We start from the raw sequence: 12580 nt of genomic DNA on the forward strand, positions 1-12580 counted from the left end.
ACTACATTGCCTGCCATCAGGCAAATATGCCGTCTATGGTAAACGGACTCGCCCCCGAGGGGGAGAGTCCAGAGCATGAAAATTATCAGCTGAGACGAAATTGTCCCAGCAATTGCTGTAAACGCTCCGCCGCCTGGCGCAAGGCCTGGCTGGCTTTGGCCGTCTGAGTCGCATCCTGGGCGATGTCGTTGGCCAGTGCGTTGGTTTTTGACAGATTGCCGGAGACAGTCTCGGCAACCGAGCTCTGCTCCTCTGCGGCGGAGGCGATCTGGTAGGTCATGTCGTTGATGGTGGAGATGGCCTGGTAGATGCTGCCGAGCGCCGCCTCCGCCAGATCCGCTTCCCCCACCGCCTGATGGGTCAGCTGCTGACTCTGCTGGATGGCGTTGACCGCGTTGGTCGAGCTGTGGCGGATCTTCTCGATCAACTCCTGGGTATTCTGCACCGCCTGCTGGGTGTTGCCGGCCAGCTTGCGAACCTCGTCGGCGACCACCGCGAAGCCGCGGCCCTGCTCGCCGGCCCGGGCCGCCTCGATGGCGGCGTTGAGGGCCAGCAGGTTGGTCTGATCGGCGATGCCCTGGATCACGGTGAGTATGCTGGTGATCTGCTCGCTGTCGTGGGCCAGCCCCTCGACCACCTCGGCTCCCTTGCCTGCCTCGGCGGCGACCCTGTGCATGGACTGGATCACCTGCTGGAAGCGCACCTTGCCCTGATCCGCCGCGCTCTGGGCCTGTTTGGCCGAATCGGCGGTGTTGTTGGCGTGGGTGGCGACCTCCTGGCTGACATAGGACATCTCCTGCACCGCGGTCAGCATCTGCTCCATTTCCGCCTGGTGATGCTGCAAATTGGTATCGGTCTGGACGGCGATCCTGTCGGTGTCACCGGCGTGGCGGTTCACCTCGCTGGCGGTCTTCTGCACATCCCCAAGCAGTACCTGCAGCTTGTCGATGAAGCGGTTGATGCCGCGGGCCAGTGCCCCCAGCTCGTCTTTGGACTGGGTGTTGAGGCGCTTGGTGAGATCCCCCTCGCCATCGGCGATGTCATCCACCAGGCTGACCATCTGCCGAATGGGGCCCGTGATGCTGCGGGCGATCACCAGCATGGTGGCCAGCGCCAGCACCAGCACCAGCAGGGCGCCGATCAGCTGCTGGGTCATGGCGGCCCGGCTCATGTCGCTCAGCTGGCTCTCCAGCTGGTCGGCACCGGCCAGCACCACCTGGTAGGGCAGGGTGACTATGATGGCCCAGTTGCGGCTCATGCCCGGCACCATGATGGGCACCGAGATGCGGAACGATTCGTCCAGCTCCTGACGCTGCACCTCCGGCTTCAGATATTGCTGCCACTGGTTGCCAAGCAGCTTGTCGGCGCGGCTGCCGAGCAGGCTGGCATCGCCGCTGGTGCCGGTGATGACTCCGGCGGCGCTGACGATCAGGGTCTCGCCCTTACCGTCATAGATGTTGCTGTTGAGGGACTGGGCCTGCCGGCTGATGGAGTCCACCGCCAGATCCAGCGCGGCTATCCCCCTGAACTGGCCCGCCACCATGATGGGGGTGGTGATGGTGCTCACCAGCACCTGCTGGCCGTTGATATCCACCTTGAAGGGATCGATGAGGCAGGAGCGCCCCTCCCGTTTCGGGCAGGCGTAGTAGTCGTTGGCCGGGTTGCCGAATTCGTCGGCATCGCTCTTCTCGATGGAGAGCAGCAGGTCGGTGCCTATCTGCTCCTTGTCACGGTAGAAGTAGGGCACGAAGCGCCCCTTGCTGTCGCTGCCGAGCGCCGTCTGACCGGCGAAGGCGGCGTCCTGGCCGTCGAAGCCGTTCGGCTCGAAGCCGGCGAAGGCGCCGTACAGTTGTGGCTCCAGCGCGAGCTGCGCCTTGAGCAGATCGGTGGCCTGCTGGCGATCCAGCGGCAGCTTGCCCTGCTGTTGCAGGGCGAGGGTACCGGCCATCTGCTGGGTGTAGGAGAGCCCCTTTTGCAGCAGCTGGGTGATGGTGGCGGCTTCGGCACGGGCGTTGGCACTCACCTTCTGCCAGGCCTCCTGCTGCAGCGCGGCACGACTGGAGCTGATGGTCAGCTGCTGGGTCTGTTTGCCCGAGTATTGATTGAGCAGGATCAGGATGACCAGCGCCGTGGTCATGGCGATCCCCGCCATCACCAGGATGCGATTCTGGATAGAACGAAACTGCATCTTGCGTTCCTTGTAACGTAGATAGTTGACGGATTTATCGGCAGGGCGGGAGACTTCTCCAGCGATGTTGCCCAGCAAAGCGGAAAAAGAGGGGAGGTTTTGCGATCCCATTCAAAGAATGGGGGCATGGCCGGATCCTTGCCTATTTAGGCCCCTGCTGTTGCATGGTTTTCCCATCCGTGATTCTGAGTGCTAAAATGCGACGGTTTTTTTAATGAATTGGCCCAAGGCCCTCTACACAAGGCTTAAAGATGAAAGTCAAAACCCGTTTTGCTCCCAGCCCGACCGGCTTTCTGCATGTCGGCGGTGCCCGTACCGCGCTCTACTCCTGGCTCTATGCGAAAAGCCAGGGTGGCGAGTTTGTGCTGCGTATCGAGGATACCGATCTGGAACGTTCCACTCAGGAGGCCATCGACGCCATCATTGAGGGCATGGAATGGCTGGAGCTGAACTGGGATGAGGGTCCCTACTACCAGACCAAGCGTTTCGATCGCTACAACGCGCTGATCGACGAGATGCTGGCCGACGGCCGCGCCTACAAGTGCTTCTGCTCCAAGGAGCGCCTGGAAGCGCTGCGTGAAGGCCAGATGGCGAGCGGCGAGAAGCCCCGCTATGACGGCAAGTGCCGCGACAAGGCGCACGATCACCCGGCCGATGCACCCCACGTGATCCGCTTCCGCAACCCCACCGAAGGCTCTGTGGTGTTCGACGACCACGTCCGTGGCCGCATCGAGTTTGCCAACACCGAGCTCGATGACCTCATCATCCGTCGTACCGACGGCGCGCCGACCTACAACTTCTGCGTGGTGGTGGACGACTGGGACATGGAGATCACCCACGTGGTCCGTGGTGAAGATCACATCAACAACACCCCGCGCCAGATCAACATCTACAAAGCCCTGAACGCCCCGGTGCCGGAGTTTGCTCACGTCTCCATGATCCTGGGTGACGACGGCGCCAAGCTCTCCAAGCGCCATGGCGCCGTGTCCGTGATGCAGTACCGCGACGACGGTTACCTGCCGGAAGCGCTGCTGAACTACCTGGTGCGTCTGGGCTGGTCCCACGGCGATCAGGAGATCTTCAGCCTGGACGAGATGATCAAGCTGTTCAGCCTGGATGCCATCTCCAAGTCCGCCTCCGCCTTCAACACCGACAAGCTGTTGTGGCTGAACAACCACTACATGCGCAGCCAGGACCCGGTCCACGTCGCCAAGTATCTGGAGTGGCACATGGCCGCGCAGCACATCGACACCAGCACAGGCCCGACTCTGGCCGAGGTGGTGACCCTGCTGGCCGAGCGCTGCAACACCCTGGTGGAGATGGCCGCCCAGAGCCGCTATCTGTTCGAAGAGTACGAGGCGCTCGACGAAGCCGCCGCCAAGAAGCACCTGCGCGGTGTGGCCGCCGAGCCGCTGATCCTGGCCAAGGCCAAGCTGGTCGCGCTGGAGACCTGGACCACAGAGGCGCTGCACGAGCTGATCGAAGCCACCGCCGCCGAGCTGGGTCAGGGCATGGGCAAAGTCGGCATGCCGCTGCGCGTCGCCGTGACCGGGCTGGGTCAGTCCCCCGCCATCGACGCCGTGATGGCGCTGGTGGGCAAGGAACGGGTATTGGCGCGCATCGATCGCGCCCTGGCCTATATCGAAGCACGCATGGCCGCCGAATAAGCGCCAGTCGTTGACAACAAAGGGCTCCCGAACGGGGGCCCTTTGTTTTTGGCAGACAAGTAGATTTGTGACATAAAACAGTGAGATAGCCATCTGGTTGGCGCTAAAAACAGCTAACTGTCTGAATTTTGACTAAACGCTCCAGTCGGTGTTATTTTTGGGTTGACAGCAAAGCGGGTGATGCCTATCATGCGCCTCCGTTGCCAGAGATAACTTTGGTAGCGCCGAGGTGAGTTGGGGTTATAGCTCAGCTGGGAGAGCGCTTGCATGGCATGCAAGAGGTCCGCGGTTCGATCCCGCGTAGCTCCACCAAATTCTTCTCGGACAATCTGGAATCCAAGGGGTTATAGCTCAGCTGGGAGAGCGCTTGCATGGCATGCAAGAGGTCCGCGGTTCGATCCCGCGTAGCTCCACCAGGTTCCTGATTGTAGAAATGAAGTACCCAGGGCAGTGCGGTGTGTATCACCCAGGCCGACCTTTGTGGGGTTATAGCTCAGCTGGGAGAGCGCTTGCATGGCATGCAAGAGGTCCGCGGTTCGATCCCGCGTAGCTCCACCACTATTTGATATTTGAATACCAGAGTTAGGGCAACCGGCCGCCAGAACCGGTTGTTTAAAGAGTAAAGAATTTGGGGTTATAGCTCAGCTGGGAGAGCGCTTGCATGGCATGCAAGAGGTCCGCGGTTCGATCCCGCGTAGCTCCACCAAATTCAGAGTTGAGGCTAGTCCTTGATTCAATACAACTTGGGGTTATAGCTCAGCTGGGAGAGCGCTTGCATGGCATGCAAGAGGTCCGCGGTTCGATCCCGCGTAGCTCCACCAAATATCAAAAGGCCACCGCATTGCGGTGGCCTTTTTGTTTTGGCTCCACTTTCCTTTTTACCCCCCAATTCTCGTCGACAAAAAAGCCCGCATCGGCTGCGGGCTTGGTGGCTATGGCAAGTCATCAGCCGTGGCGACGGCGCCAGGCCAGCGGCAACAGCGCCAGCAGCAGGGCACCCATGGCGCCAGCCCCGCTGCCATTGCTTGGCTCCTGCAGCTTGAGGTCGACGATGATGGGGTCGTGGTCGGAGGCGCTGAACGGGTTGTCGGACTTGATCATGTCGCCGGTGAAGCCGCGTCCATATTCGAACAGGTTGCTCTCGTAGGAGTTGATGTGCCAGTCGGCGACGGCCACCACCTTCTTGGCCAGCGCCGGGTTGGCGAGGGCGTAGTCCAGAGTGCCGAGCTCGGCCTCGTAGCTGTAGGAGATGGCCTTCTCCTGGTTGAACTTGACGTTCACATCGATCAGGCCATAGCTCTTGCTCACCTCCTGGCCGAGCTGCTCGTAGGGTTGCTCGCCGACGAAGGTGTGGGAGGCGGAGCGGATCTTGCGATCCGCCTTGGCCGCATCGTAGTCGGTCAGCACCCGGATCGGGTCTTCCTTGGCGTAGGAGTTGAAGTCGCCCACCAGCAGCACCTGGCCCGGCAGCTTGTTCATCGCCTCGCCCAGCACCTTGGCCGCACTCACCCGAAACTCGGTGCACTTGCCCTGCAGATCGGCGGGTTCGGTCTTGCCGTCCCCGTTCTCAAAGCAGCCAGAACCCTTGGATTTCAGGTGATTGACCACCAGCGTCAGGGGATCCTTGCTGCCCGCCACCGTGAAGCTCTGCACCAGGGAGTCGCGCTGACCGGCGCTCTTGGCGACGCCGCCCAGGATGTAACGCTGCTGCGGCAGTTGAATCACACCGGCTTCCCCGCTCGGGGTCAGCTTGGCCGGGCGATAGAGCATGGCCACCATGATGGCGTCGCCACCGAAGTAGCGCTCCTCGCCGAGCAGCGCCTTGGGCAGGCTGACGAAGGCGTAGTGCTGGCTGGCATCCTTCTGCTGGGCGTTCAGATGCGTGACCAGATCGCTGATGGCGGAGTGCTCGTCAAAGCCGTTGTTCTCCATCTCCATCAGGCCGAGCAGATCGGCGTCCATCTCGGTGATGGCGTTGACTATCTTGGTGCGCTGCTGCTGGAAATCTTCCAGGTTCTTGGCGCCCCTGTTGCAGCCCTTGGCGCTGTCCGCATCAGTCTGGTCCTTGCACAGCACGTTGAGAGCACCGCCCACGCTGGAGTGGCTGGTGAAGTAGTTGAGCACGTTGAAGCTGCCGATGCGCAGGTCAGTGCCGGCGGTGCGAGCCGGGGCGCTCTGGCGATCGTTCTCGTCGGTACGCAGCAGATCGCCGGCCGTGATGGTCTGCCCCTTCGGCACTATCAGCCGGTACTCGTCATAGCTGTAACCCACCAGGGCCTCCAGGTTGACCGGGGCATCGCCGATGCGCAGGTAACCCTGCTCCGGCTCCCAGGCGGGCAGCCAGGGTAGCTTGCCGTCGGCGGCCTTGAAGTCGGATTCGAGGAATACCCGGTTGCCCGCATTGGCCTGTGCCAGTGCCTTGGCCTCGCTGCTGCCCGCCACGTGCAGCTGGGTCGGTTTCATCAGCGGGGCCTGATGGGCGAGCACCAGGTTGTTGCGCCGGGCGGCGTAGTCGTAGCTGAAGTTGCGGCTTACCTTGAGCGCGCTGTCGGCATCGAGCCGCACCCGCATCCCCTCGTGACGCTCCAGCGCCCGGGCCAGGGTCTCCCCCTCCAGCACCCGCAGTGGCACGGCGGCGGGGACGCTGCCCTGCGCCAGCACCTGCAGGCGCGGGACCTTGCTATCCAGGACCGGCTTGAGCTGGGTATGGCCGTAGTATTCCGCCACCTTGGCTTCCAGACAGACCTCGGCCCCCGGCTGGATGGCGGGGTACTTGTTGATGTCACTCAGGAAGACGAAGATACCGTCCGAGCTCTGGGGGTTGCCATCGCCCTGGAGATCCTGCAGGTAGAAGCCCTTGTTCAGGCTCTCGCCGAGGGCGCTGACCACCGCCTTGACGGCCACCGTCTGGGTACTTTCAAACAGATCGTCCGGGATCAGCGGGCTCTTGTCGCCACTGCCCTGGATGGCGGGGATGGGGGTGAGGGCGTTGTCGGCCGGGCAGCTGAAGCCGGCGGCATGGATTGAGGGGGACGCGAGCGCGAGCCCCACGGCCAGCGACAGCAGGGTAGGTGTTCCTTTCATGGGTATTCCTTTTTTATTTTTGCCAGTGTTTCCATAGCCTTGGCACCTTGGCCAAGGGCGCGCATTGTCACATTTCTGGCACATCATACCAGTGAGCCAACGCACATTATGGGGAGGCAAAAGAGGCCTGTTTCGTTTTTATGACGTGGCTAACATTATGAAATTAATGATAAAAGTGTCACCGGCTGTGCGGGAGGATGTGGGGGGCTTGCTGGCGTTTACATATTTTTCTTCGAGAATGAAGATTGAGACTCGACCACTTGCTTCCTATACTCGCCCTGTTCCTCACGGAACCCAGGTAAAGGGCAAACCGGCAGTGATGCCGGGACGCAAAGCCTCCGATCTGCCGGATACTGGCCAGACAGCGGGGTTACCCAGGGTGACATGAGGGGATGTGGCCCCGTCCATGGCCTGTTGTCGACCCTTTCTCACCTGTTGCTATTGCGCTTTGCCCGGTCTTAAAAGCCAAGATAAAACAAGGATGATAACAATATGCAACAGACCCTAAGGCCCAGCAGGCTCGCCATGCTGGTCGCCCTTGCGGCTATGCCCGCCTGGGCGCAAGCCGCCTATCCCGCCTATCAGTCCGGCACCGCCTACAAGGCTGGCGATGTCGTCAGCAACGTCGGCAACCTCTATGAGTGCAAGGAATTTCCTTACTCCGGCTGGTGTGGCGCCTCGCCCTATCACTATGCGCCCGGGGTGGGTACCGTCTGGGCCGATGCCTGGAAACCCTTCAGCGATGGCGGCACGGCGCCGGGCCTCGGGCTCGCGATAAGCTCGCCCGCCGTTGGTAACGCTTTCAACGAGGGGGCGCCTGTGGCCCTGGCGGTAACCCTGAGCGGTGACAGCAGCGCCATGGTCAAGGTGGAGTACCTGATCGATGGCACCCAGGTCGCACTGAGCGGCGCGGCCCCCTGGTCGGCAAGCTGGGTGGCGAGCGGCGTCGGCCCCCATCAGCTCAAGTCCCGCGCCCTGGACAAGGATGGCAAGCTGCTGAGCGAAGCCGATGCTGCTTTCAGCGTCAGCGCCGTGGTGGCCCCGGAAGCGCCCAAGGCCAGCATCAGCAGCCCGGCCGCCGGCGCCAGGCTGACCCTGGGCCGGGTCGCCACGGTCACGGCCGATGTGACCGATGCCAACAACGATGTGGCCAGGGTCGAGCTCTATGTGAATGGCCAGAAGGTGGGCGAAGACAGTAGCGCCCCCTGGCAGCTGAACTGGACGCCCCAGAGCAAGGGGGTCGCCGGCCTCAAACTGGTGGCGACAGACAAGGGGAACCTGGTCGGTGAGTCGGCCCAGATCGATGTCACCGTGGAAGAGGCCGCGCTGCCCCCCACAGGTGGCAACCTCTCCTGCGACATTCGCCAGATCTACCGCGCCGATGGCAGCGAGTGTATGGGGGATGACCATGCCCGCCGCGTCATCGGTTACTTCACCTCCTGGCGCACCGGCAAGAACGGCCTGCCCGCCTACCTGGTGAACGACATTCCCTGGGACAAGATCACCCACATCAACTACGCCTTCGCGGCGGTGGATGAGCAGAGCCACCTGATCAAGGTGGACGACGCCGCCACCAAGCTGACCTGGGAGGGGGTACCGGGCGCCGAGATGGACCCGGAGTTTGCCTACAAGGGTCACCTCAACCTGCTCTCCAAGTACAAGAAACAGTACCCGGACGTGAAGACGCTGATCTCGGTGGGCGGTTGGGCCGACACCCGTGGCTTCTATACCGCCACCACCAAGGGCGATTGCTCGGTCAACACCGCCGGCATCAACGCCTTCGCCGACTCGGCGGTGGGCTTCATCCGCCAGTACGGCTTCGATGGGGTGGACGTGGACTACGAGTACCCCACCTCCATGAAGGATGCGGGCAACCCCAACGACTTCCCGCTCTCCAACCAGTGCCGGGCCAAGTTGTTTGCCAACTACGAAGTCCTGATGAAGACCCTGCGCAGCCGGCTCGACAGCGCCGGCACCGAGGATGGCCGCAAGTACATGCTGACCATAGCCTCACCGGCGTCGGCCTATCTGCTGCGCGGCATGGAGAACTTCCAGGTCACCCAGTACCTGGATTACGTCAACCTGATGACCTATGACTTCCACGGCGCCTGGAACAACTTCGTGGCCCACAACGCCGCGCTGTTCGACAACAAGGCGGATCCGGAGCTGGCCCAGTGGGGCGTCTATAGCCAGGCCCAGTACGGCGCCATCGGCTATCTGAACGCGGCCTGGTCGGCCCACTACTTCCGTGGCGCCCTGGCGGCCGGCAAGATCAACATAGGGGTGCCTTACTACACCCGTGGCTGGCAAGGGGTCACCGGCGGCACCCATGGTCTCAACGGCAAGGCGGCCTTGCCGAGCCAGAGCAATTGCCAGCCGGGCACAGGTGGCAGCACCATCCCCTGCGGCAACGGCGCTGTCGGCATCGACAACATCTGGCACGATCTGGACAAGAACGGCAACGAGGTCGGCGCCGGCGCCGTGCCCATGTGGCATGCCAAGAACCTGGAGCACGCGGCCAGCCTCGGCATCACCACCCTGCCGAGCTACGGTCAGGCCTGGGGTCTGGATCCCAACAACCCGGCCGACGTGATCCAGGGCAAGTACGTGCGTTACTACGATGACAAGGCGCAGGCGCCCTGGCTGTGGAACGAGGAGAAGAAGGTGTTCCTCTCCACCGAAGATGAAGAGTCCATGGGCAAGAAGCTGGACTACATCGTCAAGCGCGGCCTGGGGGGCGTCATGTTCTGGGAGATGGCGGGGGATTACGCGTTCGATCCGGCCAAGAACGAATATGTCATTGGCAGCACCCTCACCAGCCTGGCCTACGACAAGTTCAGGACGGCGAGCCAGCCCAATCTGAAGCAGAACGATCTGCCCGCTCCGGCGGCGCAGCTCGACATCGGCGTCAGCCTGAGCGGCTTCAAGGAGGGGGATTCCAACTACCCGATCAACCCGACGCTTAAACTGACCAACAAGTCGACCCAGACCATACCGGGCGGGACCCGCATCGAGTTCCTGGTGCCGACCTCCACCTCTGACACCATCACGGATCAGAGTGGCATGGGCCTGAAGGTGGTCGAGAGCGGTGGCAACCAGAACTCGGACGGTATCGCGGGCGAGAAGGACTTCCACAAGGTGGCCATGACGCTGCCAAGCTGGAAGGCCTGGTCACCGGGCACCGAGGTGGAAGTGGCCATGACCTACTATCTGCCGGCGGCGGGCGTGCCGAGCGGCGTGCGCCTGATCGCCGGTAGCCAGACCATAGGCCTGAAGGCCGACTTCCCGGCCCTGGCCGAGGCGGTGCTGGGCAGCAGCAGTGGCGATGGTGGCACCAGCTGCAGCGCCCAGAGCGTCAACCCGGCGAGCTATCCGGCTTACCCGAGCTGGCCGCAAGGGGACCACGCCAACGCCAACGATCGCCTGACCAATGGCAAGGCGGTCTGGCAGGCGAACTGGTGGAGCAGCAGCGAACCCAAGGCCGGCGACGGCAGCTGGAAGCTGGTGTGTAACTACTGAGTCTGGTATGGCGGGCGACGTCACGGCGCCGCCCGCATCGATACGACCCAATCCGGAGCCCAGGCTCCGGATTTTTTTATGGCAGATATAAAGGAAGGAGAGGGCGCATAAAAAAGACCGCTCCGAAGAGCGGCCAATTGCCACCAAGGCAACCTGCGGGGCGAACCCCTTGTTATGTGCAGCGGACGGGGAGGGGGCCCGTCCTGCCGCGAGTGGCCGGGGTCAATTTGCGACCTGGTTTATTGCGTGATGGCGCCGCCCTGTTGTTCTTTCAGGAAGTTGATCCAGGGTGAGGCGCGGCCGCTGACGTTGCTGTTCTGAGCCGCCTGGGTGAAGGCGCTGAGTGCCTCCTTCGGCTTCTGCTGCTCGAAGTAGGCGACCCCGGTCAGGAACTTCAGATCGGCGCGCTGTTCACCGTTGGCATTCGCCGCCGGCTTGGCGGCAAGGGCCACCAGATCCTGGTAGCGTTTGCTCTGGATCATCATGCGTGCCATCTTCAGCTGCAGCTCGGCATTGGGCGCCAGCTGGTAGGACTTGGCCAGGGTATCGATGGCCGGATCCAGCTCCTTGGCCTGATGCCAGTAGTTGGCCAGCGCCTTGTAGTTGGCCGCGTTGCCCTCGATGACGCCGTCCTTCATGGCCTTCTCCATCACGCGGGCGGCGCGATGGGGGATGCCGGAGAAGGCCAGGTAGTTGGCGAGGCGCTGCAACTCGGCCGGCTCGGTCAGCATGCCGAGGTGGTAGGCCGACTCCAGCGCCGCCAGCGCCTTGCCATCGTTGCCCGCCTGCATCTGCATGGCCGAGAGCTGGGTCCAGTACTTCTTCTTCTCCGGGTACCTGTCGACCAGGGCGGTCAGCACCTCGGTCGCCGGCTTGTACTGTTTCAGCTCGTAGTGGGCCGCCATCTTCAGCAGATACCAGGACTCGGGCGCCTTGCCCGCCGACAGCTTGATCGCAGTGTCCACCGCCGGAATGGCCTCTCGATACTGCTTGAGCTGCACATGGGCGTTGGCCAGGGTGATGTAGGCGTGCGGGGTCGGTTTCTCATCCTTGCCGAGGCTCGCGAACCACTGGTTCATGGTGCTGATGGAGGCCTTGAAGTCGCCCTCCGCCATGTAGAGCTGGGCCAGGTTGTAGCGCACCTGCTGCGCCACCGGCTGCGGCAGGCCGCCGGTGGCGATGGCATCGGCGAAGTACTTGGTCGCCTGACCGTACTTCTCCTGCTGCGCCGCCACGAAGCCGAGGGTCTGCAGGATCACGCCCTTGTCGTAGACCCGCTCGCCTACCCCGGACAGCGCCTCCTGCAGCTTGGCATTCGCCTCGCCGTATTTCTTCTCGGTGATCAACGCCTGCGCCTTGTTGACCGCGCGGTAGGCGCGATCGGACAAGGCGGGCTGCTCGGCGGCCCAGCTGGCGGTACTGAGCAGTACCGCCATGGCAACCGGGGCGAGGATCAGGGTGTGTAACTTCTTCATCGCCACCTTCCTTAGTTGGTCGCAAACTCGATTTCTTGCTGCATGCGACTGGCTTGCGGCTTGCCATCGATCATGGCCGGCTTGAACGTCCACTTGGTTATGGTCTGACGGGCGGCCTTGCCAAGGTCATAGCTGCGCGGCTCTTCCTTGACGATGCGGATGTTGCTGACGGTGCCACGCTCGGTCACGGTGAACTCCACCAGCACCTTGCCCGTTGCGAGGCCGGCCAGGGCCGCCTTGCGCGGCATCATCGGCTCGAAGGTCGCCAGCGGGATGGCGCCGTTGTTGCCGCCGGTCCCGCCACCACCGCCGCCGGTGCTGTAGGCACCGAGGGCGTTGCCGCCGCCGATGTTGACCGGGATGTCGAGCTTGGGCATGTCCATCGACGAGCTTTCCATCTGCGGCCGATCCGTGCTGGCCACCTCCATCTCGGGCGGGGGAGGCGGGCGATCCGGGGGCGGCGGCTTGGGCAGCTCGCGCTGTTTCTCTTGCAGGGTCTCCTGAGGCTTGAGGCGAATGAAGTCGGTCATGGTGACGTCATCCCTCTCCACCAGCTCCCGGTGATCCGGTGTGATCAGCTTGTTCATTCCCAGGAACAGGAAGAACACCACCACACAGGAGACCGCTAACGATATCAGGTATCTCAT

Annotated in this window: 6 protein-coding genes, 5 tRNA genes and 1 riboswitch; of the genes, 7 read left to right on the forward strand and 4 right to left on the reverse strand. The window is 62.7% G+C overall.

Annotated elements, in window-relative coordinates; all coding sequences use genetic code 11:
* Positions 1–85: 85 nt before the first annotated feature.
* Positions 86–2188, reverse strand: coding sequence for a methyl-accepting chemotaxis protein (locus EL255_RS04395; protein ID WP_042651685.1), 2103 nt, complete (start codon positions 2186–2188; stop codon positions 86–88).
* 251 nt (positions 2189–2439) lie between these two features.
* Here EL255_RS04395 and gltX point away from each other — a divergent pair, with 251 nt between their 5' ends.
* The 6 genes from gltX (at position 2440) to EL255_RS04425 (ending at position 4676) form a co-directional block, all read left to right on the forward strand.
* Positions 2440–3855: a glutamate--tRNA ligase gene (gene gltX / locus EL255_RS04400; RefSeq protein WP_042651686.1), complete on the forward strand. Its 1416-nt coding sequence runs from the start codon at positions 2440–2442 to the stop codon at positions 3853–3855.
* A 236-nt stretch (positions 3856–4091) separates the two neighbouring features.
* A tRNA-Ala gene (locus EL255_RS04405) sits at positions 4092–4167 on the forward strand.
* A gap of 28 nt (positions 4168–4195) precedes the next feature.
* A tRNA-Ala gene (locus EL255_RS04410) sits at positions 4196–4271 on the forward strand.
* A gap of 66 nt (positions 4272–4337) precedes the next feature.
* A tRNA-Ala gene (locus EL255_RS04415) sits at positions 4338–4413 on the forward strand.
* A 72-nt stretch (positions 4414–4485) separates the two neighbouring features.
* Positions 4486–4561 (forward strand) — tRNA-Ala (locus tag EL255_RS04420).
* 39 nt (positions 4562–4600) lie between these two features.
* Positions 4601–4676, forward strand: a tRNA-Ala gene (locus EL255_RS04425).
* 124 nt (positions 4677–4800) lie between these two features.
* Here the strand turns inward: EL255_RS04425 and EL255_RS04430 are convergent.
* The gene (locus tag EL255_RS04430) at positions 4801–6939 is read right to left on the reverse strand and encodes an ExeM/NucH family extracellular endonuclease (RefSeq protein ID WP_042651687.1); all 2139 of its coding nucleotides are present in this window, start codon (positions 6937–6939) and stop codon (positions 4801–4803) included.
* A 294-nt stretch (positions 6940–7233) separates the two neighbouring features.
* Positions 7234–7317: riboswitch (cyclic di-GMP riboswitch) on the forward strand.
* A 147-nt stretch (positions 7318–7464) separates the two neighbouring features.
* On the opposite strand from EL255_RS04430, the gene EL255_RS04435 reads away from it, so the two are divergent.
* Positions 7465–10458, forward strand: coding sequence for a glycosyl hydrolase family 18 protein (locus tag EL255_RS04435; protein WP_042651752.1), 2994 nt, complete (start codon positions 7465–7467; stop codon positions 10456–10458).
* A gap of 239 nt (positions 10459–10697) precedes the next feature.
* Here EL255_RS04435 and EL255_RS04440 read toward each other — a convergent pair whose 3' ends face one another.
* Both EL255_RS04440 and EL255_RS04445 read right to left on the reverse strand, forming a co-directional pair.
* Positions 10698–11933: a tetratricopeptide repeat protein gene (locus EL255_RS04440; RefSeq protein ID WP_042651688.1), complete on the reverse strand. Its 1236-nt coding sequence runs from the start codon at positions 11931–11933 to the stop codon at positions 10698–10700.
* An 11-nt stretch (positions 11934–11944) separates the two neighbouring features.
* A complete protein-coding gene (locus tag EL255_RS04445) occupies positions 11945–12580 on the reverse strand; it encodes an energy transducer TonB (protein WP_042651689.1) in 636 nt (211 codons plus the stop codon).

Source organism: Aeromonas encheleia, assembly GCF_900637545.1.
Taxonomy (GTDB): Bacteria; Pseudomonadota; Gammaproteobacteria; order Enterobacterales; family Aeromonadaceae; genus Aeromonas; species Aeromonas encheleia.